The 25,626-nt window shown below is 51.6% G+C and carries 27 protein-coding genes; 12 read left to right on the top strand and 15 right to left on the bottom strand.

Annotation, left to right across the window (positions count from 1 at the left end):
* Positions 1-116: 116 nt before the first annotated feature.
* Entirely contained in the window at positions 117-2,201 is a 2,085-nt protein-coding gene (locus MED297_RS10885) for a methyl-accepting chemotaxis protein (protein ID WP_083779411.1), read from the top strand.
* Between the two features lie 33 nt (positions 2,202-2,234).
* The gene (locus MED297_RS10880) at positions 2,235-3,557 is read left to right on the top strand and encodes an ABC transporter substrate-binding protein (protein WP_008044869.1); all 1,323 of its coding nucleotides are present in this window, start codon (positions 2,235-2,237) and stop codon (positions 3,555-3,557) included.
* Between the two features lie 249 nt (positions 3,558-3,806).
* Here the strand turns inward: MED297_RS10880 and MED297_RS10875 are convergent, their stop codons facing one another.
* The 4 genes from MED297_RS10875 to MED297_RS22430 are packed head-to-tail and all read right to left on the bottom strand — an operon-like array spanning position 3,807 to position 6,563.
* Positions 3,807-4,178 (bottom strand): glyoxalase superfamily protein, encoded by a 372-nt coding sequence (locus tag MED297_RS10875; RefSeq protein ID WP_008044867.1) that lies wholly within the window; start codon positions 4,176-4,178, stop codon positions 3,807-3,809.
* Positions 4,179-4,219: 41 nt separating this feature from the next.
* Positions 4,220-4,804: a nicotinamide mononucleotide transporter gene (locus MED297_RS10870; RefSeq protein WP_008044865.1), complete on the bottom strand. Its 585-nt coding sequence runs from the start codon at positions 4,802-4,804 to the stop codon at positions 4,220-4,222.
* 25 nt (positions 4,805-4,829) lie between these two features.
* Positions 4,830-5,648, bottom strand: a complete 819-nt coding sequence (locus MED297_RS10865) for an ornithine carbamoyltransferase (protein WP_008044864.1) — start codon at positions 5,646-5,648, stop codon at positions 4,830-4,832.
* A 15-nt stretch (positions 5,649-5,663) separates the two neighbouring features.
* Positions 5,664-6,563, bottom strand: a complete 900-nt coding sequence (locus MED297_RS22430; RefSeq protein WP_008044863.1) for a GNAT family N-acetyltransferase — start codon at positions 6,561-6,563, stop codon at positions 5,664-5,666.
* A gap of 399 nt (positions 6,564-6,962) precedes the next feature.
* Here MED297_RS22430 and MED297_RS21865 point away from each other — a divergent pair, with 399 nt between their 5' ends.
* Together MED297_RS21865 and MED297_RS10845 are read left to right on the top strand one after the other, a co-directional pair.
* Entirely contained in the window at positions 6,963-7,490 is a 528-nt protein-coding gene (locus tag MED297_RS21865) for a hypothetical protein (protein ID WP_154650906.1), read from the top strand.
* 597 nt (positions 7,491-8,087) lie between these two features.
* Positions 8,088-8,543, top strand: a complete 456-nt coding sequence (locus MED297_RS10845) for a DUF1993 family protein (RefSeq protein WP_008044847.1) — start codon at positions 8,088-8,090, stop codon at positions 8,541-8,543.
* 137 nt (positions 8,544-8,680) lie between these two features.
* Here the strand turns inward: MED297_RS10845 and MED297_RS10840 are convergent, their stop codons facing one another.
* The 4 genes from MED297_RS10840 to zntR all read right to left on the bottom strand — a co-directional run bounded on the left by MED297_RS10840 (position 8,681) and on the right by zntR (position 11,683).
* Positions 8,681-9,151, bottom strand: coding sequence for a methylated-DNA--[protein]-cysteine S-methyltransferase (locus MED297_RS10840; protein ID WP_008044845.1), 471 nt, complete (start codon positions 9,149-9,151; stop codon positions 8,681-8,683).
* Positions 9,148-10,518, bottom strand: a complete 1,371-nt coding sequence (locus MED297_RS10835; RefSeq protein WP_008044844.1) for an AlkA N-terminal domain-containing protein — start codon at positions 10,516-10,518, stop codon at positions 9,148-9,150. The genes MED297_RS10840 and MED297_RS10835 overlap by 4 nt, the downstream gene beginning before the upstream one ends.
* 272 nt (positions 10,519-10,790) lie before the next feature.
* Positions 10,791-11,252, bottom strand: coding sequence for a methyltransferase family protein (locus MED297_RS10830; protein WP_008044842.1), 462 nt, complete (start codon positions 11,250-11,252; stop codon positions 10,791-10,793).
* Positions 11,249-11,683: a Zn(2+)-responsive transcriptional regulator gene (zntR, locus tag MED297_RS10825; protein ID WP_008044841.1), complete on the bottom strand. Its 435-nt coding sequence runs from the start codon at positions 11,681-11,683 to the stop codon at positions 11,249-11,251. Before zntR ends, MED297_RS10830 begins: the two co-directional genes overlap by 4 nt.
* 79 nt (positions 11,684-11,762) lie before the next feature.
* Here zntR and MED297_RS10820 point away from each other — a divergent pair, with 79 nt between their 5' ends.
* The 3 genes from MED297_RS10820 to srmL all read left to right on the top strand — a co-directional run bounded on the left by MED297_RS10820 (position 11,763) and on the right by srmL (position 14,118).
* Complete coding sequence (locus MED297_RS10820) at positions 11,763-12,050, top strand: MazG nucleotide pyrophosphohydrolase domain-containing protein (RefSeq protein WP_008044840.1); 288 nt, start codon at positions 11,763-11,765, stop codon at positions 12,048-12,050.
* 81 nt (positions 12,051-12,131) lie between these two features.
* The gene (locus tag MED297_RS21300) at positions 12,132-12,752 is read left to right on the top strand and encodes an HAD-IA family hydrolase (RefSeq protein WP_008044839.1); all 621 of its coding nucleotides are present in this window, start codon (positions 12,132-12,134) and stop codon (positions 12,750-12,752) included.
* 235 nt (positions 12,753-12,987) lie between these two features.
* Entirely contained in the window at positions 12,988-14,118 is a 1,131-nt protein-coding gene (gene srmL, locus MED297_RS10810) for a PheS-related mystery ligase SrmL (RefSeq protein ID WP_040556992.1), read from the top strand.
* Between the two features lie 43 nt (positions 14,119-14,161).
* Here the strand turns inward: srmL and MED297_RS10805 are convergent, their stop codons facing one another.
* The 4 genes from MED297_RS10805 to MED297_RS10790 form a co-directional block, all read right to left on the bottom strand.
* The gene (locus MED297_RS10805; protein ID WP_008044837.1) at positions 14,162-14,605 is read right to left on the bottom strand and encodes a universal stress protein; all 444 of its coding nucleotides are present in this window, start codon (positions 14,603-14,605) and stop codon (positions 14,162-14,164) included.
* Positions 14,606-14,623: 18 nt separating this feature from the next.
* The gene (locus MED297_RS10800; protein ID WP_040556991.1) at positions 14,624-15,907 is read right to left on the bottom strand and encodes a TRAP transporter large permease; all 1,284 of its coding nucleotides are present in this window, start codon (positions 15,905-15,907) and stop codon (positions 14,624-14,626) included.
* A 27-nt stretch (positions 15,908-15,934) separates the two neighbouring features.
* Positions 15,935-16,510 carry a TRAP transporter small permease gene (locus MED297_RS10795; RefSeq protein ID WP_008044835.1) on the bottom strand — a complete coding sequence of 192 codons (576 nt, stop codon included), beginning with the start codon at positions 16,508-16,510 and terminating at the stop codon, positions 15,935-15,937.
* 92 nt (positions 16,511-16,602) lie between these two features.
* Positions 16,603-17,622, bottom strand: coding sequence for a TRAP transporter substrate-binding protein (locus tag MED297_RS10790; RefSeq protein ID WP_008044834.1), 1,020 nt, complete (start codon positions 17,620-17,622; stop codon positions 16,603-16,605).
* Positions 17,623-18,052: 430 nt separating this feature from the next.
* Between MED297_RS10790 and MED297_RS10785 the strand changes: the two genes are divergently transcribed.
* From MED297_RS10785 to MED297_RS10775, 3 genes are all read left to right on the top strand, one after another.
* Complete coding sequence (locus tag MED297_RS10785) at positions 18,053-19,210, top strand: alcohol dehydrogenase catalytic domain-containing protein (RefSeq protein WP_040556989.1); 1,158 nt, start codon at positions 18,053-18,055, stop codon at positions 19,208-19,210.
* Complete coding sequence (locus tag MED297_RS10780; protein ID WP_008044831.1) at positions 19,210-20,250, top strand: proline racemase family protein; 1,041 nt, start codon at positions 19,210-19,212, stop codon at positions 20,248-20,250. Before MED297_RS10785 ends, MED297_RS10780 begins: the two co-directional genes overlap by 1 nt.
* 63 nt (positions 20,251-20,313) lie before the next feature.
* Positions 20,314-20,904: a DUF6151 family protein gene (locus MED297_RS10775; protein WP_008044829.1), complete on the top strand. Its 591-nt coding sequence runs from the start codon at positions 20,314-20,316 to the stop codon at positions 20,902-20,904.
* On the opposite strand, the gene MED297_RS10770 is transcribed toward MED297_RS10775, so the two are convergent.
* Positions 20,895-21,644, bottom strand: a complete 750-nt coding sequence (locus MED297_RS10770) for a hypothetical protein (protein WP_040556987.1) — start codon at positions 21,642-21,644, stop codon at positions 20,895-20,897. The genes MED297_RS10775 and MED297_RS10770 overlap by 10 nt on opposite strands.
* 85 nt (positions 21,645-21,729) lie before the next feature.
* On the opposite strand from MED297_RS10770, the gene MED297_RS10765 reads away from it, so the two are divergent.
* Together MED297_RS10765 and MED297_RS10760 are read left to right on the top strand one after the other, a co-directional pair.
* The gene (locus MED297_RS10765) at positions 21,730-22,128 is read left to right on the top strand and encodes a hypothetical protein (RefSeq protein ID WP_008044825.1); all 399 of its coding nucleotides are present in this window, start codon (positions 21,730-21,732) and stop codon (positions 22,126-22,128) included.
* 97 nt (positions 22,129-22,225) lie between these two features.
* Positions 22,226-22,579 (top strand): GFA family protein, encoded by a 354-nt coding sequence (locus MED297_RS10760; RefSeq protein WP_008044823.1) that lies wholly within the window; start codon positions 22,226-22,228, stop codon positions 22,577-22,579.
* 133 nt (positions 22,580-22,712) lie between these two features.
* Here MED297_RS10760 and MED297_RS21295 read toward each other — a convergent pair whose 3' ends face one another.
* Positions 22,713-24,716 (bottom strand): S8 family serine peptidase, encoded by a 2,004-nt coding sequence (locus MED297_RS21295; RefSeq protein ID WP_008044822.1) that lies wholly within the window; start codon positions 24,714-24,716, stop codon positions 22,713-22,715.
* 387 nt (positions 24,717-25,103) lie between these two features.
* The gene (locus tag MED297_RS10750; RefSeq protein ID WP_008044821.1) at positions 25,104-25,559 is read right to left on the bottom strand and encodes a TetR/AcrR family transcriptional regulator; all 456 of its coding nucleotides are present in this window, start codon (positions 25,557-25,559) and stop codon (positions 25,104-25,106) included.
* Positions 25,560-25,626 lie beyond the last annotated feature (67 nt).

Below are 25,626 nucleotides of genomic sequence, written 5' to 3'. Positions count from 1 at the left end.
TTGTTTGGGCCACAAAGCTGAGTCTGAAAAGCTTGCAGATCATCCGCGTCAACTGAACTCAAACAGGAGTCTATCCGGTGTCTGAGACATGCCCATAGACGTTTTGGAGCCGTTTTATGAACGCAGAAAGTTCCGCTAAGAGCCAGCGCGTGTTTCCCATGAGAATTGGAGTTTCGCTGAAGTTGGCGATGGGGTTTGCCGTCATTCTTATCATGCTGATTTTCATGGGTGTTCAGTCCATGAGAAATTTTTCAGCCACATCTAACACCCTCGATGAACTCATTGCCATCAGTAACGGACTCCTCAGTGAGTCGACGGCGGTACAGACTCGCCTGTTGGAATCCATTGCAGACTTTAAACGGATTTCCGACATCACCGAAGCTTCCGGCATGGCCACCATCGAAGCGGATGGCAATGCTTCTTATGCGTTCATTTTAGAGTCAGTGAACCGCATGCGGGAGCAGCTGAACCAGAATGCGGGCATCGATTTTATCTCTGACGACGAGCTACTGGCCTTCGAAGCGGACATCCATCGTTTGTGGGAACAGTTCCGCAATGGCGGTGGTGCCTATCTGGACAACCTCGCAGTGCAGCAGGACATTGTCGAATTGCGTGGACAGGTGAATGAAATCGAAGTAACGCTGGCCCCTTACTTTGAAGATTTGTTCTGGGATGCGATGGATGATCAGTCGCTGTTAACGCTTTATGAGTTCTATTCGTCTTTCCTGATCGGGCTGAATATTGTTAAAGACTTCGATACGGTGTCTGACCTGGAGCAGTTGGAGAACTCCAAGTCGGCCTACGTCGATTGGCAGACAGAACATCTGGGTTACTTCCTGGCAATGACCTCACTGGTCGCCAACAATCCAAGCTTCCAGGAAGCCACTAAGTTTTTGAATGATCTGACCAGCCAGCTGGACACACTGATCCTGAGTGACGATGTGGACCAGCCGGGCATGTATGCGCTTAAAGCCCGATCATTGAACTACGTTGACCAGGCACAGAGTCGACTGGTCCGTATTGAAGCATCCATCAGCGAGACCCTGAGCAAAGTCCAGTCGATCAATACGCAGGCCAACGATTATGCCCGCCGAATTACTGAAGACATGCAGGGCAGCATCAGTACCAGTATCAAGGTTCTGTGGTTGACGGCTTTGCTGGCCGTCGGGGCTGCGGTGGTCCTGTCGTTCCTGATGATCATAACCATCCGCCGTCCATTATCTGACGTGATGAACGCGTTGTCCGATCTTGCCGAAGGTGATCTGCGTTACGTGTTTAAAAAGCACAATCACGATGAGTTTGGCGATTTGTCCAAAGCGGCCGAGAAAGTGAATACGCAGCTTAATGCCATGGTCGGCAGCATCATGCAGAAATCCGGTACGCTGAATGAACTGAGCCACTCCACAACTTCCCTAACGCAGTTGGCGTTAGACCAGGTTGAGCGACAGGCACAGGAGCTGGAGTCGGTTGCGACCTCGATGCAGGAGATGACTTACTCTGTGACCGAAGTCGCCGGTTCGGCCTCGGCAACGAAAGATGAAGTCATCACCATTAATAATCTGTCGGACAATGCGGCAACCAAAATGAGCGTCAGTCAGGCGAGCATGTCGGAACTGCGCGGCCATCTGGAATCGGCCGTAAACGTGATCAAGGAAATGGACAGTGCCGTCGGCAGTATTGATGAAATCCTCGTGGTCATTCGCGGCATTGCTGAACAGACCAACCTGTTGGCGTTGAATGCGGCCATCGAAGCCGCCCGCGCCGGTGAACACGGCCGGGGCTTTGCCGTGGTTGCCGATGAAGTCCGTGGTTTGGCCAACCGGACACAACATTCCACCAGTGAAATTCAGAACATCATCGAAGGTTTAACCGTCGCGGTTGGCAATGCGGTTACCGTCATCCAGCAAGGCTCGTCCATGGCCAACGCCAGTGACGAAGAGTTTTCATCGCTGAATGGCATCTTCATCGAACTCAATACGTCCATCGCCAAACTGAGTGAGTCCACCGATCACATTGCCAGTATTGCGCAGGACCAAAGCACCACAGCAGACGAAATCAACCGACAAATGATCGCGATCTCAGACGCGGCTTCAGACACCAAGAATGAAGTGAATGAAGTCACCATGAACATCGAAAAAGTCGGCCATGTCTCGGATGACCTTCGCGACATGATTACGGTTTTTAAAATTGAACAAGCGTGAACTCCAGAATTAACGACCAGAGGAAAACCATTTATGAAAGCAATCACACGTGGCCTCCGGGCTGGCTTCATCGGGCTGGCTTGCACCGTCGCCGCAACCTCTTACGCCGAAACAGTATTGACCATTGGTACAGTAAACAATGGGGACATGCTGCGTATGCAAGGGCTGGCGTCAGCCTTTGAACAGGCAAACCCGGGCATTACCCTGGAGTGGAAAGTGTTGGATGAAAACACTCTGCGCCAGCACATCACCCGCGACATTGCCTCGGGCAGTGGCGAGTATGATGTGATCACCATTGGCATGTACGAAACACCCATCTGGGGGGCGAACGACTGGCTGGTCCCGATGGAAAACCTGCCGGCCAGTTACGACATCGACGATCTTTTTGACTCCGTGAAAAACGGTTTGTCTGCCAATGGAAAACTGTACGCTCTGCCATTCTATGGCGAAAGCTCCATGACCATGTATCGCAAAGATCTGTTCGACAAAGCCGGCGTCACCATGCCGGCTCAACCGACGTGGGAGTTTATGCGCGAAGCCGCGAGCAAAATTCATGACCCGGCCAATGGCGTTTACGGTGCATGCCTACGGGGTAAGGCGGGTTGGGGTGAGAACGTTGCCTTTATCACGACCGTTGCCAACGCCTTTGGTGGTCAGTGGTTTGACACCTCCTGGGAGCCTCAGATTGCCAGCGATGCCTGGGTCACGGCGGTTAACTTCTATGTCGATCTGTTAACCAACTATGGACCACCAGAACCGTTCAAAAACGGCTTCAACGAAAACCTGTCTCTGATGAACGAAGGCAAATGTGGTTTCTGGGTCGATGCGACCGTGGCTGGCAGCTTTGTCACCGATCCTTCGCAAAGCCAGGTTGCCGATAAAATGGCTTTTGCTCCGGCGCCGTCTCAGGTGACTGAAAAAGGTTCCGGCTGGTTGTGGGCATGGGCGTTGGCGGTTCCTGTCAGTTCCGATGACAAAGACGCCGCCATGAAGTTTGCTACCTGGGCGACTTCTAAAGAATATTCGGCGTTGGTTGCTGAAAACTTTGGTATCGCCGCGGTGCCACCGGGTACCCGTAACTCAACGTATGAAAATGCGCAGTACATGGCCGAAGCTTCTTTTGCTCAAACCACTTTAGAACAGATGAACAAAGCCACGCCAGAAGATTCGACACTGGAAGAGAACCCTTACACCGGCATCCAGTTTGTGACCATTCCAAAGTTCCAGGCTTTTGCCAATAAGGTTGCGGAGCAATTGGCCGCAGCACTGGAAGGTAAGACTACGGTAGAACAGGCACTGGATCGTTCCAGTCGTCTGGTCCGCCGGGAAATGGTTCGTGACGGGTACATTAAGTAAGCCCGGTAAAAATCGATGAAGGCGTCTTCGGACGCCTCAGTTTTTTGATAAACCCCGCCGACAAAAAGGTAGCTCTCAAATGGATCGCTGCAAGTATCGTCCTGATACGCTCGACGAAAACATCCATGTTTTCGACGTCCATTTGAAAGCTACCTTTTTATCGTCTCGAAACCAGTGGTGAACTTTGTCATCAGTCTGAGGCATCTTAGGACGCCTTTTTTGTGTGTTGTTTAAGTACTGAAGGATTGTTCAGCGACGCTGTGCAGACGGCTTATTGAACAGAATGCGGTTGGAAAACGGATCAATGACAGTGAAACAACGATCACCCCACGGCGCCGTTTCAATAACCGGCTTGCTGAAGGGGTAATTCCTGGATACCAGGTCCGTAAAGAGCGCCTCCAACTCGTTGACATGCACAAAGGTTTTACTGCCGGGTGAACAATCGCCTGAGTGCTCGCTTAAATGAAAAATCAGATTGTCTCGAGAGACCTGTAGATAAATGGGTGCCTCTTCGTCGAATCGATGCTCCCAGTCGAGGGTCATCCCCAGAAACCCCAGATAAAAATCTTTGGCTTTTTCTTCGTCAAAAATACGGATCACAGGAATTGTGGTGAAGCTCATCTCGTGCGTTTCCTTTTGTATGGCGCGGGGTCGACCTGCCATCAGTGGACACTCAGTTTCCGAACGGACTGCCGGTAACCATAAATCACGAACATAAGAGACACCAGTTGCTGAACCATTAAGATCCATTTGTCCTGCAACAGCATCAGTGAGGCCATGCTTACATTCATTAACATAAAGAACAACCAGCCTTTCGGATTGCGCTTGGCCATCAGATAACTGCCGAACAAAAATCCGAGCATCACGCCCACTTCCAGAACCTGAGACAAAGACGAAAGGCCATGGTGGTGAATCAGACTGACGCTGACTCCGAATGCCAGCGAGGTATAGGTGAGAACCGTGACGATGGCATTGAACAGCCGGTTTGGCTTTAGGTAATCGTGATAGGTGTTGTACAAGCCCAAGAGCATGGCCGGAATGCCACCGGCTTCAATGGACGCGGCGATCCAGTTGTCCTTCGAGACGAGGACAATGACCCAGGCCGGCACACCGAGAATGTAAACCACCCAGCCAACCAGCTGCAGGCGTTTGCGCAGCAGTTTCTGTTGATTTTCGGCGAGCGAAAACAGAATTTTATTGAGCAGGTAGCAAGAGCCTCCCCAGATTTGCAGGAACAGCGACATCATTAACTTCCGTTGGTTGGGGTTGGCCTCAGGCGGATGGCGCCGCCTCTATCATCTGCGAAATGATGGCACGTTGCACAGGTAACAACCAGGCTTTCTGTTGGTAGCCGGCAAATGTCGGGTACCCGGACAGAGGCTCGGCGAGCTCTCGCCCAACCGATACTGGTGGCGTCGGCAACAATACGGGATTGCCCAGATCGGCCAGGCGCTGGGGTGTCAGTTGGTACGCCCGATCGTTAAACGCTTCAGGCCAGGCATCGGTGATGACAACGTCGTAAGTCCCAGTGATTGATTCGAGGTAGCGAACGGCCGAATGAGAGTCCTGATAGTCCTTGGGACAGGCGTGGGTCACGGTGCAGCCGAACACAGCGGCCAACGCATGCCAGGAGCGAAAGACGTTGGTCAGTGGCCCCACTAACAGAATGCGCAGGTTCTCCAGATTGCCGAAGCGATGTGCCAGATAGGCGGCATCGGTCAAAACTTCACACGGATGCGCCAGCGATGACATGGCATTAATCACCGGACGCGTTGACGCTTCAGCGAAGGCTTGCAGACGATCATGTTGCCGGTCCCGGATGACGTACAGGTCGTAAAACGGATCCAGATAGCCCGCCAGATCAATCACGGACTCCTGTGTTTTCAGAAGGTTGGGCAGCTCAACATAGGACGCATCCAGAGATTGAAAACTCTGAACAAAGGTGGTGCGCGTTCGGATGCCATTGCCTTCAAACGACCACGCGACGTTAACGGTATTGTTGGCAAAGGGGGCTGGTTGTTGGTCAGCCCGTGCCCAGATATTCAGGATCTCCTGACGGGTCAGGTCTGTTATATCGATTAGCGATTTCATGCGATGCTGTCGCCCTTACGTCAGTTCGCAAACCATAACCAGAACCCGAAGGCCACGGTATGTTACGGTTTGCATTGGGGTAAAACCACAGCTCAGATAGAGGCCACCGGTCAGGTTTTCGGTTTGCAGATACAGTTGGCGAATGCCCATTTCTGCGGCTCGGTGTTTCAGGTCCTCCACTAACCGCCGGGCCAGTCCTTCACCTCGGTGTGTTGGGTCAACATAGACGCCTCCGATCCAATGCTCCAGTTCCGGTAAAGTCTCCATTTCCCGGAGTTTCAGTTCAGCGGCGCCGATAACCTGCTGATCCGACATGGCCAATAACAACAGAGGTGGTGAATTGCGTTGAACAGACTTTGCCAGTTTGGCTTTCACCTGTTGGGCGGAAGTGCCGGGTCGCCCCTGTACCCATTCATCAAAATACCACTGGGCAACTGTAGCCACCGCATCGGGATGATCGGCTAGCAACGCCAGTGAAATCTGTGGAGCGGGCAAACGCTCATAGTAGATGTCGAACGATTCCTCGTGTGTCTTTTTAAACCCCTGCTGTTGATAAAATCGGTTGGCCGGGCTGTCGCGCAGGGCACCGACCCGAATCGGTAATTGCTGAGTATTGGCGCTGGCAATGAGCTCTTGTAACAGGGTTGTGCCGATGCCTTTGCCCTGACAAGCCGGTGTCAGGTAAAGATGGTCTAACAGCAGATGGTCGGGCAACGTGCGCAGCACATAAAAGCCGGCGAGCTGGCCCTCGACCATGATTTTTACCGTGTCTTCAGGAGTAAAGGTTTTCAAAAACCGCTCCCGCACCCGTTGTTCATCGTATCGACCCAGAGCTTCAAGGCTGGGCTTCATGGCGGCCGCGCGCAGATTGGCAAGCGCTATAGCGTCGTCAGGTTGTGCTGGAATCTGTTTCATCGGGCTCCGCCGTTTGGCTTTTCAACAGGATAATAGGTAGGGCGTAAAAGGAGCACTGTACTACAGAGTGTACTGGCCGACTAAGGTGGAGGGCTTATATATCCGGAAAATTTTCGGATATATGGCCTCAAGATTAAAAAGCCCGGAGGTGTTCTTGAGAACGAGTATCTTCGAAGTGTGGCATCACCAGTAACTCCGGATGTATTCAGCGCTTGGGTATAAAAAAACTTGCGCCAGAGCACAAAAGTAAGAATAGTCAAATTGACATGCATCGCTAAGGCTCTCAATATGACTGACGTAGAAGCGACATAGTATTGTATTAACTATTTACATATGTGCGCATGAAAAGTATGCAGTGGTGTAGGAATTAACTGTTCGGTTTTTTAAAGAAGACTCTGATTGTCAAACATAGATTGGAGTGCATTAACAAAGATCATTGAAGAGATAAAATCATGTGAAAAGCATGGCTTGCATTCTGCTGCGATGACTATGTCATTTGTTTGCATTGATCTTTTATCATCCTTAAACCGCCCCATCGATAAAGACGGAGTGACTAGAGCTGATTATGAAAAATGGGTTGATACCTACCTAAAAGCTCATAAAAATCAGTCCTATAAATATCGAGGAAAAGATGTTTACGCTGCATGTTGCGCTTATTTACATACTTATGGTTCTGAGGCCAATCGTCATAAAAAAGATCAGGATACTTTGATGTTTGGTTATCATGATGGTGGCAAACATATGATTGATTCAACAAATGAAGAAAGGTTAGTGCTAATTAGCATGTCTTCTTTTGTGAATGACTTAGTTTGTGCTGTAGCGGCTTTCTTAGAAACATGTCAAGCCGATAGAGCATTAAGGGCTCGAGTTGAGTCAAGGTTGTCAAAAGTATTAAGCAAGGTGCCAGTTTCACAGAACAAGATGTAGCACCCGTCCGTTCCGAGCTTTGGACTAAAAACTCACTGGCTTTTTTTTTAGGAGCTGTGGCGAGCGTAATGTGTAAATAGCTATGACGAAGAAAGAAGCTATCGAGAAGATTCAGAAATCGAATTCGAATTGAGCGCAGCTAATTGCGCCTGATGGTATCTCATACGAGGTGCATCTGGAGAAAACGGTTGCGAAGCTGCTTGCGAGTGTTATTGAACCGGAGGTAGCCACAATGGTGTCAGCTTGCTTACTGGAGTATGACTTTGAGAGGTATAAGTCATCTAAAGTATGGGCAATTGTGCGCCAGGGAGATAGCTGGCTCTTGACTATTGAAGATAAAGACGAGTTTGCTCTTGGTTTTGGGAGTTCGACTAAAACAATCATGATGCTTGGGTTTTCCTCTGCTGATGCGGTTGGCGAGTGGTGCGCTTAAACAAAAACACATTACATGCACGTAGTTTTCCAAAAAAAACGCAGCGGAGTTAGAGTTATTAGGATGAAGTGGATTTCACGTATTTGTAAAAGTGATGACTACACCATAAGGCTCTAAAGGAGGTTGATATTAGTATTTCGACAAAGCATTTATTCCTCGGTTATTTGCAACAACTGACAGTTATCGTTAATAAAATACCTGAGTCTATCTTCCCTGATACGCTTTCAGAGGACATGTTTTCTCTAGAGCTGAATGCGCAAGTGGCTGCTAACTTTTTGTTGAGAGGTTATTGCCCACTGTGCGGAGTTGAGTTGACTTCGTTTGAACTCATTGGCTCAGGAAAACCAGCCGTCTGCGATATGTTGGCAAAAGTGAGAACACATATTGATTCATTGCCTGATGTGACTGGTTTTGATGACAGCAAAATAGTTTTTGAGTCTGCCGGTTTTTCAGAAATAAACCTACCTCAAAGTCACTTTATCTTAGAGTACATAATTCCTAACTTTATGTTTCATATGAGTATGGTGTATGCCATTGCTAGGAAAAATGGTGTTCAACTCAGCAAAGGTGATTTTGATGGGTTGCATAGCTACCCGATGGGCTTTAAGTTCGAGACCTAATGAACTTACCACTGTTTTAGAGGACATCAATGCATTCCGTTTTCCTATTCCTGAAGGGGATAGCTCCTTAATGATGAGTTCAATTACTTGAATCATTTTCTATCTACTTTTCCGCTAGAAAGCACAGCCCGTTGACTTTATTTACCCTCATGCGTCAATAACCATGCTTTACGTTCAAGGCCGCCAGCGTAACCAGTCAGTTTGCCATTGCGGCCAATCACCCGATGGCAGGGAACAATTATTGATATGGGGTTGCGACCGTTGGCCGCACCGACGGCACGTACGGCTTTAGGGTTGCCGATCTGCTCGGCTAACTCCGAATAAGCTCGGCTCTCACCAAATGGAATGGTGCATAATGCGGTCCAGACGCGTTTCTGAAAGTCGGTGCCCACTGGTGCCAGAGGCAAATCAAAAGTCGTACGCTTCCCGCTGAAATATTCTTCTATTTGCGTTTTTGCTTTTACCAGCAACGGATGCTCAGGTTGAAAAACTCCCAAGTTATCCGGTCGGGTTGTGTGGGTGTCAAACCAGCACCCCTGTAATCCATCGTCGTTGCATTGAAGGGTGACATTCCCCAATGGGCTGTCGAAAGTCAGGTAAGCGATCATGAGGCGTGATTCCAGCAGTGAAAGGTGGCGTAACTGCCCCAGGGAGACAGTTGATCTGGTGAAAAGGGCGGCAGTGCATTCAGCGTTTTCTTGATGATGAGATCACCCATCAGAAACTGATCCGGGTCGCTGAGCCCGCGCAGTTTGGCGTACTGTAATGTCCAAGGACCAATGCCCTTGATGGTCAGCCACTCATTAATATCGGCGTCCGGAGTGCGGCTAACAAAGTCCGCGAATCGGTGCAGCGTGGCGCGGCGACTTTCCGGCAAAGGCAAAAACGACAGATCCGCTTTGGCCGCCTGTTGCGCGGTCGGAAACAGGCGATTCAAACCCTCTGGTCCGGGAACGTTCTCACCCAACGCAGTGACGAACCGATTCAACTGGGTAATCGCGGCTTTAACCGATACCTGTTGGCCGAGGATCGCCCGAATGCCAGCTTCCCAAGGCGATGCCACGCCGGGAATCCGCACCCCTTCAGAAAGAATGTCGCGTAGCGGTGTTTGGTGAAGATGATGTTCGATGGTGGCAATGTCTGCGTCCAGATCCAACATCCGGCGGATGGTCGCCACCCAGGGGCGCAGTTGACTGAGGTCGGACAGTTCAAAGTCCAGCGTCAGATAATGCCCTTTCCCGGGCTTTACGCGAAACCAGCCCCGAGCCTGGTTCAATTCCAGAGTGCGGGCATAGCTCTGGTCGTCGAGTTGCTCGACACCGGTAACCTGGCGAAGGCGGTAAAACGCCAGCAGATGTTCCCAGTTCAGCGGTGGGCGGTAAGCCAACGTGAGTTGATTCGACTGAGAGGTGGTGCGTTGGCGGCGAAGATCGGTCGGCGTCAGTTGCCAGTGTTTTTGAAACGCATCGTTGAACCGACGGACGCTGTTGAAACCGCTGGCGATGGCTATGTCTGTAACCGTTAGCTGACTGCTGTGCAGCAACTGTTTGGCAAACATCAGTTGTTGGATTTGAGCATAGGTCTTTGGCGACATGCCGATCTGTTGTTGAAACAGTTGGCGAAGGTAACGATCGGACACGCCAAGGCGCTCACAGAGTTCCGGTAAGGTCTGTTCTTGCAAGGCACCGGTTTCAATTAACCGCAGTGCCCGGTGTACCGTCGATTGGGTACCGCGCCAGGCCCAGGAGCCGGGTGCACTGTCGGGTCGGCAACGTAAACAGGGGCGAAAGCCCGCCGCTGAGGCCAGGGCCGCGTTAAAGTAATAGTCGACGTTGCTTTCTTTGGGCAGCATGGCCGGACAGATTGGCCGGCAGAAAATACCGGTCGTTTTCACCGCCACAAAAAACCGACCGTCAAAACGCGCATCGCGGGCCATTCGGGCCTGTTGGCATTGAGCGCGGGTCAGTTCTTCCATACCGGGTTCTCCAGAATCTGTGTGCCTCTCAGTTTACTGTATCCCCCGGTAACGACCAGCCATTTTCGGAAGTGACTTCTTGCACCTCGCATTCGGCGTCGGCGTCACCATATCTTCAGAGTATCGTTTATTGAGTCAGTATTTGTATGTCTAACGACCACCCCAAATCGTCCATCCGCCAACAGGTAACCCTGACGGTGGCCCGTTCCGTTTCGTTGGCTAGCGGGTTCTTGCTGGTCATGAACGCAATTGTTCAACTGGTCTGACCGGCGTTACAACCAACGTCTGGTGCGCTGGCAATAATCATCAAACGGTTCACCAAAGCGTTGCTGCAGAACACGTTCTTCGGGTTGAATTTGAAATCGGGTTATCCACAGCGTAAAGCCCAGCGTCATCATCAAACCAAGTACTGAGTTAAGAAACGCGGCCTCACTGATCAACAGTAGAGCCATACCCAAGTACATGGGGTTGCGGCTGAAACGGTAAATGCCTCTGTTCACCAACTGTGAAGCGGCCGCCGGATTTGTCGGCATCACCGTGGTTCGTGCCTTTATAAAAGAGTGGACGCTGAGTCCAAGTACGAGCACTCCCGGCATGGCAGTCAAGACGCTGAGTATGAGTAACAGAGGATGCGGCGGTGCGTTGAGCGCAGCAGGCCAGGTCAGCGCCAGCATGGCGGCCGCGATGCCAAAAAACAGCGCTAACGGCGGTACTTTCAGTTCTAACCAGTTCATTCAGGTTCACCGTTTTCAACCGTACTCAACGCATCTTCATGATCGAGCGCTTCGATGATGGTGCAGTATTCCGCACTTTCACTGCCGCCACAGCAGGCATCCGAAAGTCGGTGAAGAGCTTTCAGCACCTGTTGCAGCTCAGCGATCTGGTTTTCAACCTCTTTGATTTTCTCATCGGCCAGGTCTTTGGCATCCGCACAGACATGAGCCGGGCGGTCAGCGCGAATGGACAGGAAGGTCTGCACATCGTCGAGGCTGAAACCAATGTTCCGTGCCCGTTTGATGAACTTTGCCGTGTCCAGATCATCCTTAGTGTAAACGCGGTAGTTGCTGTCACTGCGTGCTGAGGCCCGAAACAGGCCGCTTTTTTCGTAGTAGCGTAAAGTGTGGGCTGAAAGCCCGGAACGTTTGGCCAGCTCTCCGATCTTCATGCCGATCTCCTGAATGATTCACAGCTATGAGTATAGAGGTTAGAGTAGGGTCTAATGTCAAGAAGCCAAGACTCGAATAATGAAAACGTTAAAAGAATTACAAGCGCATGTCGCACAGGTCGACCAACTGCCCGAAGCCGACACCGGTTACTTTCTCAAACTGATTGAGGAGGTCGGCGAGTTGTCGGAAGCGATCCGGCACGGAAAATCAGGACAACCTGAGTTTGATACGCTGAAAGGTTCCATCGCCGAAGAGTTGGTGGATGTTTTCTACTACACCTTGGCTTTGGCGAATCAATACGGGGTGAATCTGGAGCGTTCGTTTGAGTTGAAAGAAGCGCACAACCGGATTCGTTATCAACGATGAAAGCGGGTGTTGGTTCAGCAAGACAACGTCTGAGTCATAGGATACACTGCCTCGGTGGTAATCAAATTGGAATGTTAAGCCATGATCAAAGCAGTGATCACGGATTTTGACGGCGTACTGCGTCATTGGACACGGGATAAAACCGGAGCGGTCGAAGCTCACTGCAAGCTGTCTCCGGGGACCCTGTCTGCTATCTGTTTCCAAAAGGATTTGTTGGAGCCAGCCATTCGGGGAACGTGCACAAAGGACGTCTGGTTCGAGCAGGCGCATGAGCGGCTCAAAACCCGTTATGGGCAGGGCATTGCCGACAACTATCTCGAGGCCTGGAAAACAGAGCGTTATCGCATCGATCACGATCTGCTGGCTCGTTATCGTGAGTTGTTTCCGGAGGCTAACCTGGTGCTGGCGACGAATGCCACGTCCGGATTACCAGCCGAGTTAAACGACGCGGACCTGTCGATGGCCTTCAGTGCCATGTTTAATTCCAGCGCCATGGGCGTGATCAAACCAGAACGCCAGTATTTTCAGGCGGTATTGATGAGCCTGGGCCTGACGGCCCGAGAAGTCGTGTTCATTGATGACTCAAGCACGAATGTGCAGGCTGCTGCTGAGCTGGGTATTCCCACAGTACATTATCGCTCGCAAACGCAAGTCGTGAACGACCTGACCGATCTTGCATTACAAAGTTGCTTAACCACTTGAAGCCATTGTTGAAAACGCATAGGCTTAAACGTATGAATAAATTGCCTTACACCATGACACGATTTACTAGCCCTCGGGATGCACTCGGCCCGGGCGGTGTCATGCGCTGATCTTTTATCAGACATGGTATAGCGGAAACCCCCGGCTCAGTCCCGGGGGTTTTTCGTTTTACGGCCCGAAGATTTAAAAGGTCGTTAGTCCGCTTCGTACTTTTTTATATTATTGGAGCGAAACCATGCCTACATTAATGACCCCAACAGAATTGTCAGCGTCTTTAGCGGTTCCGGATCTGACCGACCCCGGTGTCGTGCCCGATCATGCCTTGCAGATGTTAATCAAACTGGTCCGGCGAGCGCTGTCATCACACTGGAACAGTCACATCCAAACTTTGCGCACGCCACCGATGGTGCCGGTGGAAAATAACTATGATCGATTGAACTACCCTGCCGACGGTGCCGCCCGCGATGCTCGTTACACGCGCTATGTCACCGACCGATATTTGCTGCGTACACAAACGTCGTCAGCGGTACCGGATGCGCTTGCTGGCCAACACGGTCACCCGCCACCGGATTGGCTGCTGATGTTGCCTGGTATGGTCTACCGCCGTGACAGTATCGATCGGCTCCATTGTGCCGAGCCGCATCAGTTGGACTTGTGGCGAGTGGTGGATCATCGTATTCAGCGTCCGCTGACGACCGATGATTTGCAGGGCATGGTTCAGATCATCATGAGTGCGCTGGTGCCCGGTCGGGAATGGCGATTGCTGCCATCGCCACACCCGTACACCTTGAACGGTATGCAGATCGATGTGTATTGGCAGGACCAATGGATCGAAGTCGGTGAATGTGGCATCGGGCATCCTTCGTTGTTGAAGGCTGCGTACCTTAATCATCATTCGTCGTTGGCGATGGGGTTAGGTCTGGATCGGCTGTTGATGATTCGCAAAGACCTGCCGGACATTCGCTTGCTGAGACACCCCGACTACCGCATACAGGAACAGATGCAGGATCTCTCCCGTTATCGGCCGGTCTCCAATCAACCATCGGTTCAACGGGATTTATCGCTGGTGGTTGATATGAACGCCGACGAAGAAACCCTGGGTGACCTTATCCGTCGGTCCTGTAGCGATGTGCACCAGATTGAAAGCTTGTCGGTTATTGATGAGTCTCCCTATGAGGCGTTGCCGCCGAAGGCGATTGAACGGCTGGGGATATCCAATGGGCAGAAGAATGTATTGCTGCGCCTGGTCTTGCGGAATCTGAATGAAACCCTGACTGCTGAACAGGCGAATGCGATTCGGAATCGGGTGTATCGTACTCTGCATCAGGGGCAGGTGGTGTCCTTGGCGGAGAATCGAGAGGGTTAAATTAAAAAGCCCCGGCTCCATGGCCGGGGCTAAGCAGAAGACATCAGACGATCAGTATCGGACAGGGAGCTCTTCCACCGACCCGTTGCGATACGCTGCCGAGTAACAGACCGTCGGTGTCGGAATGCGAACCATGCGCCCCCATCACAACCAGATCAACGGACTTGTCTTTGGCAAACTTCACAATGGCCTTAGATGGACGCCCGTTTTTAACGAAGCCTTTGATGCTGTGGCCCCCAAGCGCTTTTGCGTGTTCTCTACCTTTGTCGACCACAGAGGTCGCAAATTCTGCCAGCGCCTGATCCGGTATCTGAATGTCTGCAGGCCGAACCATCGCCAGTGAGGCTTCGAACAAACTGTGATGCTTGTAAACACACAGCAATAAAATTTCACAACCTTCATCCAATTTCTGCAACTCAATGGCTTTCTCCAGAGCCAACAGTGAGTTATTTGACCCATCCAGGGCGACCAGAATTTTCTTAAACATAAACGACCTCCAGTACGTTTACCCGAACGCGACGTCGCGCAAAAACAATGCGATTTGAGGAAAGGCGATTAACAGGCCCGCCGAGAACACCAGTATGAAAATGAATGGCGGTGTGCCCTTAATCACTTCCCAATAGGGTTTCTTGAATATGGCGATGGCGGTAAAAATATCGCAACCGAACGGTGGTGTTGCTGAGCCGATGGCCACCTGCAGTGTAATCAGGATACCGACGTGAACCGGATCGAGCCCGGTGGCGGCAATCGCCGGCGCAAAGATTGGTGTCAATACCAGGATCACCACAATGGGATCGACAAACATACAGGCGACAAAAAATGCCACACAGATGGATATCAACACTCCGGTTGGTCCCATATCGTTAACGCCGACGGCGTCCAGAATGGTCTGCGGAATTTGTGCAAATGAAATGATCCACGAGAAACCGTTACCCACACCCACCAGAATAAAGACGACGGCGGTAATCAAACCGGTGGACTTCGCAATGGTGTACATGTCCGGCAGTTTCAGTGATTTAAAAATCACAAACTCAAGCAGCACCGCGTAGAGCACACAGACAGCCGCCGCTTCGGTTGGACTGAAAATGCCGCCATAAATACCGCCGACAATAATCACCGGGAACATCAGCGGCCAAACGGCTAATTGCACCGCCTTGGCGCGCTGTTTCCAGGTTGATTTTTCTTCCGTCGGCAGGTTGTTCACCGTGGCATAGATCAGGCAATAAATAGAGAACAAGACCAGGATTAATAAACCCGGACCGACACCAGCAATGAACAACTCGGCGATCGACGTTTCTGAAATGACGCCATAAATGATCATACCGATGCTTGGTGGAATCAGAAACGCAATGTCTGAAGCGTTGATGATCAGAGCTAAAGTAAACGAGTCTGAGTATCCCGCTTTCAGCATCTTCGGTCGCAACGGTGAACCGATCGCAACGACGGTGGCCTGCGTGGAACCGGACACGGCACCAAACAAAGTACAGGACGCCGCGGTACTGACCGCAAGCCCGCCTTTTACATGGCCGATAAACGACATAACCATGTCGATCAGCCGATCGGCCGAATGACCACGGGTCATGATGTCGGCCGCGAGAATGAACATCGGTACGGCGATCAGCGACGCCGGTCGGATGCCACCGAGCACCTGCTGGATAAAGGTGTCCATCTGACCGAGGCCGCCGAACATCATAATAAAGCCGGCTACCGCGGCGGTAATAAGCGGAATCATCATCGGGAAGCCCAGCAACAGCAGGACGATCATGATCAGCATTAGGGTTGAAGCCATAATTTTTTCTCCTTGTCAGTCTGCTGATCAGACTTCGCGTTCGCTGTCGCTGTAACCATCGAGCACCTGAGTCGACAAATACACATCCGATGCGGTGATGTTTTTGATGGCGGTTAATAAGTACTGCACGCCGGTTACAAAAAAGCCGATCGGCACCCAGACATAGATGGTCCAGATCGGAATCTGCAACGCCGGCAGAACCCGGCCGCGCTCAAAAACGGAAATGATGTAGACCATGGCGAAGTAGCATAGGAAAAACATAACGGCTGACGTAAACAGCGCAATGCAGATCATGAGGATCTTGCGGCCGGTGAACGGAATGGCATCGTAAATGGCCGACATGCGAATGTGACGTCCATGACGGGCAGCGTAACCAATGCCGGCAAAGGTAATCATGATAATCAGGATTCGGTTGATTTCGCCTGAGAAAAACAGGCCTTTGCCAAAGCCGAATCGTGCAATCACATTAACGCAGGTATTCACGGCCATGAGTAACACGCCCAGCGCGAGAATGAACGATTCCAGTTTGGAGATCCATTCATCGATCGTGCCGAGGAAGCCGGGTAGGTGGGAAGTAAAGTGTTGGGTATCGTCTTCAGACAAGGCACGTCCTCCTGTGAACCGTTTCAGAACAAACGACGATAAAACACCTTACCCCGGCATTTGCCGGGGTAAGGTCGAGTTGTCATAGCAACTTACTGAACGGCGTCGAGGTCCGCTTTGAACTGATCGAGCAACGCCTGACCGCTGTTGCCGGTCATGTCGATAAAGGTCTCTTCGACCATGGGCGCGCGTTTTTTGAACGCTTCGATCTGGCTGTCCGACAGGCGGGTTACCGTCACGTCGTCGCTGGCTTCGAGAATCTTGTCGAGAGACTCTTCGGCCAGGCCGTCAATGTGTTCGATGGTTTCGTTGAAGGCATACTCTGATGCCATGCGAACCATTTCCTGTTCGTCGGCAGAGAGATCTTCAAAGAAATCCTGGTTCGCCATCATGGCCGTTGTGAACCAGCCGTGCTTGGTGAAAATCAGGTTCGGAGAAACTTCATACAGACCACCGGACTCGATCCAGAAAATCGGGTTTTCCTGACCCTGAATCATGTTGGTCTGCAATGCGCCGTACACTTCGCCCCAAGGCAGAGGCGTTGGTGTCGCACCGAAGGCTTCGTAAGTGGAGGACAACAACGGGTTGGTCATCACGCGGATTTTTTTGCCGTTGAAGCCGGACGGTGTGGTGACGGGCTCGTCCGCAGTGACCACCATTTCGCCTTCCGGATACATTTTCAGCAGTTCCAGACCTTGATCGGCATAGAGCTCAACAAAGTCTTCATTGATCGCATCCGATTCACGGAAGAACTGAACGACGGTATCGAAGTCGGTTGGCATCAGGTAAGGGATAAAGAAAATCTGTGCTTCAGGAATCAACGAGCCGGTAAAGCCGGGAGACTGGTTAACAAACTGAAGAATACCAGCCTGCGTTTGCTCCATGATGTCATCGGACTCACCCAGCTCACCAAAGCGATAAACCTGCACGTTGTGTTCTGAGTTTTCTTCGACATATTCTTTGAATTTGTAGGCATACACATCTTGCACGTCGCCTTCATATTCCTCGTGTGCATAGCGCCAGGTATCCGCCTGAGCAATGCCGGAAAGCGAGCCAAGCAGTGCCACGGTTGAAACAGCAGCGGTGGTTTTAAATGCATTTTTCAATGTCATAGGACGTCCTCCAGTGACGCAATGTGGGCGACCATAGCTGGCCGGGAGCGATTGTGTGTGTAGTGCTCGCCCTCTGAGAGTTCAGATACTGAGACGAGACTCGACAGTTATAGATTTATTACAGTGCCACAACGGAACAGACCTATGCAAATGGTCAGAGTCGATTTTTATTCGATAAAGTAATCGACAAAGAATTTTTATAACGTTGAGTCATGCAAGAGTGTTTTTTATTCGTTTGTTTTTGTTCTGTCTGGCAATAAAAAATCAACGAACTCAGTAAGTTACAAAACTAATGCAGAAGGATGTGAATAAGTTAAGCCGACAGATGAATTTTTGTGACCGATTTAATTGCAACGAAAAGCATTGAATCGAGACGGTGAGCTACCTATGTTGGAGATGACAGTCATTCCATCAACATCAAGGGGATTGAATGAACCTACCAGAGACCATGTGCGCAGCGGTATTAACCGGTCACGGTGACGTTGAAAAAATTCAATACCGACAAGACGTTCCGGTGCCGACACCAAAGCGTGGTGAGGTGCTGATTCAGGTCACCGCCACGGCAAAAAACAACACCGATCGCAAAGTCCGTGAAGGTTTGTATGTGACATCGGAAGCGTCGGACGCAACGTCCTTTCAAATGTCCGGCGAACCCACCTTAACCTTTCCTCGTATACAGGGTGCCGATGTGGTTGGCCGGGTGGTTGCCGTAGGCGATGGCGTATCCGAGTCCCGTATCGGTGAACGCGGTTTGCTGGATTTTAATATCTACCCGGACGAACGCAGAGAGATTAACCTGACACCCGATTATTACGGGCACGGTGCAGACGGCGGGTTCGCCGAGTATATGGTGGCACCGTCGGATCAGTTTTATCGAGTCGATTCACCAACGTTGAGTGATGCGCAGTTAGCCAGCTTAGGCATGTGTTCGTATCAGACGGGGTATCACATGCTGACCTCGGCGCGCGTTCGAGCCGGCGAGCATATCTTAATTACAGGCGGCAGTGGCGGTGTTGGTACGGCGTTGATACAGCTCTGCCGATTGTTGGGTGCGATTCCGCATGTGATCAGCAGCCCCGGAAAAGCCGAAGGTCTTAAAGCACTGGGTGCCGAAACCGTAATTGATCGGACCTCGGTGTCTGATTTGCCGACGGCGGTGAAAGAGCAAGCTGGCGGTGCGCACATCGATGCTGTTATGGACCTGGCCGGTGGCGACTTGATATTGCCTCTGTTTGAAGTACTCACAGACCGTATGAGTGAACGGAACGATTACCCTCGACTGTCGATTGCCGGCGCCAGTGCCGGCAACATTACCCGACTGTTATGGACGACAGTTTATCTTTATCAGATTCAGATCTTTGGCGTGTCGCATGGGACGCGCGCCGAAGCCGATCAGTTAATCCGTTGGATTCGGGACGGTGCATTGAAGCCAGTGTTGCACGGGACTTTTCCGTTGTCGGAAATTCACGAAGCCGAACGCTACTTTGCAGGTGAACGGCGCGCCGATTTTCTCGGTAAGCTGGTTCTGGTCCCTGACTCGCAGTGGACTGAGCACGGCGCTTCGTTTGCAGTGAAAGGAGTAGCCTGATGAGCGAACATCTTGGGTTAACGTTAATCGATACGCACGCCGGTGGCGATGTCTCCCGCATTGTTACTGGTGGCATTGCACCGTTGCCCGGCAATACGGTTCGGGCTCAGATGGAATATCTGCAAACGCACGCTGATGGCTTGCGGCAACTTTTGTTGTTTGAACCCTACGGCATACCTGAGATGTCGGTGGATTTGATTGTACCGGCCTGTCACCCGGAAGCGGCGGCTGGTTACATCATCATGGAGGTGATGGGTTATCCGATTTATTCCGGCTCGAACACCATCTGTACGGCGACCGCGTTGCTGAAAAGCGGCATCGTCCCTATGCACGAAGGCGAACAAACCTTCAAGCTGGAATCGCCGGCGGGTCTGGTTAACATCCGGGCACAGAACAAAAACGGCCAGGTGGAGAGCATTACTATTCAGGGTTTGCCGACCTACATTGCCGCCCATCGACAGCAGGTTACCGTTGAAGGACTGGGTAAGGTGACCTACAGCATTGCCTACAGCGGCGGGTTTTATGCGCTGGTTGATGCGGCTGAACTCGGCTTTGAGCTGACATTGGAAGAAGAAGCGTTGCTAGCCGCTACGGCGCATAAGATTGTTGAAGCGCTCAGGGCGCTGCGTGACGATCACCATCCGGACCTTGGCCATGTCGGCCCGCTGCCGTTTCTGCATTTTATGGGTCCCGAGGAAAAGTCCGGTCATCGCACGGTGTCGCGTTCCGCCACCTATGTGCATCCGGGTGTGATTTGCCGATCGACCACCGGAACCGGAACCGCTGCGCGCCTGGCCTTGATGGCGTATGAAAACCGCCTTCAGGTAGGGGATGAGCTGGAAACCGTTTCGCTGCGCAACACTCGCTTCGTCGGTACCTGCACCGGCTTTAGCGATACCGGTACCTATGCCGGGGTTGAGAGTACCATTACCGGGAAAGCCCAGTTGCTGGCCCGATCAGAAATCATCGTGGACCCGAAAGAGCCGCTGCTGAAAGACCGTGACTTTTTGTCATTGTTGTCACCATCGGTGGTCGGCTGATTTTCGATTGGCGTCTCGATTTAAACGGGTTACAGTTGCTCGGTTATTGTTAGAGGACACCACATGGAACTGTCATTCGGGTGCCGTTGCGGCAAACTTCAGGGACGATTAGAACGGGTTCAGCCGTCTCGGGTGAATCGCGTCGTCTGTTACTGTGGGTTTTGTCAGTCCTACGAACGATATCTGCAACCGCAATCTCCCGCGCTGGATGTCAATGGAGGTACAGAGCTGATGCAACTGTCACCGGCCGATATCCACCTGATGGCAGGACACGATCATCTGGCTTGTCTTAAGCTGACTGAAGGTGGGGCTCTGCGGTTTTATGCCAAATGCTGCCAGACGGCATTAATGAACACATCACAACGATCCAACTTGCCGTTTGTCTCGATTCCACTCAGTTCCATACAGGGGCTGGATACGGATGAAAAGCGGCAGGCCTGCTTGGGGCCGGTCCGGATTCGGGCCTTTGTACCGGACACGTTAAAGCCGGCACTGGCCAACGGACCAAAAGTTCACAAAGGGCTGGGCTACTTACATTTAGGTCGACTGTTACTGAGCTGGTTTGTTCAGGGCGCTGCGAAACAGTCGCCCTTGTGGCAAAACGGTGAACCGGTTTGCATACCGGAGCGGGTGCGAGTTCAACGTCAGAACTGATACGACAACAGGGCAAAGGTGTTGAACTGAACGTCTGGCATCAGGGGCAGTTGCTGCACCAGGTCTTGGTCATTCCACTGCACGGTGCCGGACAGGATCAGGCGGAGCGAGTCTGATAACGACAACGGAGAAAACAGCGTGATGCCAGCGTGGCGGTAGTCGCCCGGCTGAACAGACGTTGTCAGGTCGTTGTTGTTTTCAATGAACGGTGCATTTTCCGATTGCACATAGGCGGTACCAATGACGACCGTCGATCGTGACTGGCTGATAAACACCGGGGCGCCAAAACTCACCTTATGTTTGCGGTCGTCAGCGCGGTCGTTGTAGCCCGTGGTCAGTTCATAACTGAGACCGGCGGCATTAACGCCTGCGGTTGTTGTGGTTCCGTCTGAATAGCTGGCCGATAAGAAACCACCATAGCGCAGCCAGCCGCGTTCACCGGACAGACTGATTCGGCTCGACGGGTAACCCACGGTCGATTGCAGCTTCAGATCATTCTCAAACCGGGTACGCCAGCCGATACCCTCAGCGCCGACGGACCAATGCTCACCCTGCCATTTCAGGTTGGGAATCAGCATGTATTGTTTGTTGTCATCGCGTACAGCCGGGAAGATCGGTCGGTCAGCATCCTCGGTCAGAAGGTCGCTGCTGACGACACCGAGCCCGACCTGCCAGCCGAGATCGTCTTCAGCGAAGCAAACAGACGTGATGAATAATAAAGAATAGACTAGGGGTTTCACGGGGTTCCGTCCCAATTGCATAATCAGCGGGTACGGTATCACAGCTTTATTGGATCAATGTGACGCTTAGTGCATTTGATGACTTATGGACAGTTTGCTGTGGGTGATTGATAGGGATGAATACGTCTGGTCGTCTGAATGGAGTGACGTGATTGACACGACTTTTATCCCGGCGGATGATGGCCTGTGTCGCTCTTCCAGTGGTTATGGTATGAAACTGTCAAACTACAAAAAGAAGAAATTAAAGGGTTTTCTGCTAAGTCTGCTTTCTATGGGTGCGGGTGCCCTCTTGTTGAAGCACTTCATGTTCCCGGTGACCGGTGTTCCTTTTCTGATTTTTGGTGGATTTGGAAGTTTTTTCTTTTTCATTTATCTCATAGGAGAGTATGAGGAAGACTTGGCGGATTCACGAACCCTATCGGACATTGCCAGCGGACACGTCAATGGACTGAGTACCAAACGCCACCCACAGGATAAATCGTAAGACCCATCTGTCACATTTGGTAGGCCTCTTTAGGCTATGTGGTATAGCAAGGCATCAGTTTGCTATTAAAACGAAAGTTTGAACAAGGAAGATATTCATGATGAAAAAGGAAGTGTTTGGTCGCTGCCATTGTGGGGAAGTCCGGTTCAAAATTTTGAGCGACTTCCCTGAGTTGACGACGTGCGACTGTTCGATCTGCATAAAAAAGAATGCCTTGATGGTGAAAGTCCATGAAAGTCAGTTCACTCTCTTGCAAGGCGAAAGCTATCTCACAGATTATCAGTTCCACACGCAGACCGCTCATCATTACTTCTGTAAGCAATGCGGCATATACCCCTTTCATCGCAAACGGGTAACGCCTGACTTTTACGGAATCAACGTGTTCTGTTTAGAAGGTTTCGACCCGGAAGGCATTCCGATCAGGGCAATGATCGGGGCTGATATGAATTAAGTCGAGCTTAGTACTCGCTGGATGGAGTGAATGGAACTTTTGAGTGAAAGCGCATTTGCGCGTGCCATTCAGCAATGTCGGTAAAAAAGCGGGCCGAAGCCCGCAATCAAGGAATCAAATTTACTGCTGAGGGTTATTCTTTTTCAAGGTCAATAAACAGCGAGACGTCGCTGAAGTCTTCGTAGCCCTGTACGCCGATGTACCAATCGCCGGCTTTCAGATCAGCGCCTTCCAGTGTGCAGACTTCATCGTTGCCATCTTCAAACGGACGGCAGTCGAACACACGGCGGGTTGGCTCTTCACCGAATCGAACATAGAGGTCGGCATCGCCGCTGCCTCGACCCAGTGTAATGACCATGCGCGCCAGATCGTCAGAGGCGTTCACCAGCAGAGGGTCGCCGTTCACGGAGTACAGCATGTCGCCTTTGCTTCCGGACAGTCCTTCGAACACTCGACGCTCAACTTTGCTTTCCGGCTCCGTGAAGCTCACCGAGAGCGTTACGTTGCTGTAGTCGGCATAAGCATGCAGCATGACATACCAGTCGCCGGATTCCGGCTTGCTGACTGAGCATACCTCTTCATTGCCCCAGCGGTATGGACGGCAGTTGAAACTGTTAAAGGTTGGCTCTGAACCGTGACGAACGTAGAGGTCGGCATCGCCATTGCCACCACTGATTTGAATTGACAGATCGGTGGCGTTCTCAGGCACGGCAAGGCGATAGGCCACGTTTGGCAGGGTATTGCTTTTCGCGTCGGACAGTCCGCTTACGGTTTCACCATTGGAGAGATCAACAAGACCCGGTTCCGTTGGATCGGTCGGATCGGTAGGGTCAGTCGGTGTACCATCGGCACAGTCTTGTTGTGACAGCGCGTTACGCATGGCGACCGCTTGCACCAGACCATGACCGTACCAGGTATCACGGCCGGCATTGCCCAGATCCTGAGCGGAGCTGTTCATGGTTTCCCGAATGGTTTGCGCCGAGCAGTTCGGGTAGTAACTCCAGACGAGCGATGCTACGGCCGAAACGTGTGGTGTTGCCATCGAGGTGCCACTGTAGGCTGAGTAGCGGTTGCCCGGAATGGTGGACTGAACGGCAACGCCCGGGCCGGCAATTTCCACCTGATTGTTAAACTGAGAGAACGAGGCTTTGTTTTTGTTGCGATCAATGGCCGCAACAGACATAACGGCATCGTAAGACGCCGGGTACGAAAGGCCACTGGTGCCATCGTTACCCGCGGCGGCTATCATCAGCACGCCGTTGTCATAAAAGTTGTTCATAGCATTTTGTTCGTAGTTGGACGCGCTCGGTCCACCCAAACTCATGCTGACCACTTTCGCGCCATTGTCGCTGCACTGCTGAATTGCGGCGACCAGGTTTGAACCCCAGGCCCAGCCGTCTGCTGTGAACACCTTTACGATGTGCAGGTTCATGTTGCCGGAGTCGATGACCCCCCGAACCCCGATGCCGTTACCACCGACGGCCGCGATAGTGCCGGCAACGTGAGTGCCGTGACTGTTGTTGTCGACATTCCAGGCACCGGCAGAGCTTGCGGTATTGCCGCCAGTGACGTTGGTTTTTTGCAGATCGTCATGATTAATGTCGTAACCGCTGTCGATAATACACAGAGTCTGATTGGCAACATTGGTATCGGCGAGCTGGTCGGCTTGAACCATGGCGATGCCGTAAGGCGACGACTCGGCCAACATCATGGGTTCGTCGGCTGAAAAGGGTTCGATGAGTCGACGTTTAACATCCGGTTCAATGGCCATGATGCTGGATTGGCTGCGGCCCGCAAACGACTGCAGATCCTTCACTTCGTCTTCGGTCAGATAGACCACCGAAGCGTTGGTGCTCGGCATATGTTTCAGAATACGGCTGCTGCTGACGTCTTGATCGGCCAGAACCTGCTCAGCGAGGCGGGTTGAAAACTCACCATTGTCCCGGCGCACAGAGCTGAGCCCACGAGCTGCGTCATTGTAAGTAACGATGTAACGTTGTGCTTCTTCCGGTGCGGTGATGGTCTGGCCGTCTTCCTGAATGGTTTGTGTGTTTTCATCCAAGCCGCTTAGGTTACAACCGACCAGCGTAAACGCTGTGGTGAGAGTGAATGCGAGTGGCGATAGTTTAAATGCCATAAGTTGTGTGCTTCCTTTTTAACGTGGCTGCTGTCTCGCAGCTATTTCTGAGGTCCGTTTCACTTACAGGTGATCAGTCCTGACATCGAGTGAACATATTCGAAGGGCGCAGAGCATGGCAGAACGGAAAAAAGGTTGCTGCGAACGGGTCGTCAGACGTTTTGTGAACGTCGTTCGTTGCTGTTCAATCTGACGAACTGTTGTAACCGTTTACGTGAAAAATAATCCGACGATTGATGTATGAGGCTCAAAAATTGTGAGTCGGTGCCCACGATTACACGACATTCAAGCGGTAAAAAGGCGTCGTCGATCTGCGTCAAAAACTTTGCATTCTCACGACGTTTTTTAAGAAATGTGAGTGGCGTCACATGAAAGTTGACTGATTGGTCAGGCTGACAGCAGTGTAAAGAGGGTGTGGCTGGCGGCATGATTGAGTGCGACGGCGTCCAAACCCTGCTGTTCGGCTCGATCGGACAAGCACTGTCGCCAAATGGCATCGTACTGCTGAAGAAAGGTCGCGAGGGCGGCTTCGGCACGTCCTCGCTCACCCAGTAACAAACCATAGAGTCTTACGGCTTCCGGGTTCATCCATTGTCGAGAGAACTCACGGGTCAGACCGTTGAGCGTTTTTGCCCTAAAAGCTGGCGCCGGTTGTGTGGACAACCACAGTTCAACGACATAGCTGACCAGATAGCTTTTATCGGGAAAGTGGTTGTAGACCGTGGGTTTGGAAACCCCGGAGGCTTTAACCACCATATCGATGGACGAACCCTTCAGGCCATTCTCCAGGAACAGCGGCAGGGCGGCGTGAGCAATCAGATTCTTTTTTGATGGTTGCGCCATAATCGGGGCTTGAAATCTCTGAGTATCTGATCCAAACTTTACTAAACCGTTTAGTTAAAGTCCAGTT

The organism is Reinekea blandensis MED297, assembly GCF_000153185.1.
Taxonomy (GTDB): Bacteria; Pseudomonadota; Gammaproteobacteria; order Pseudomonadales; family Natronospirillaceae; genus Reinekea; species Reinekea blandensis.
The sequence above is the reverse complement of the archived record's forward strand: the minus strand, read 5'-3'. Positions and strand labels throughout refer to the sequence as shown.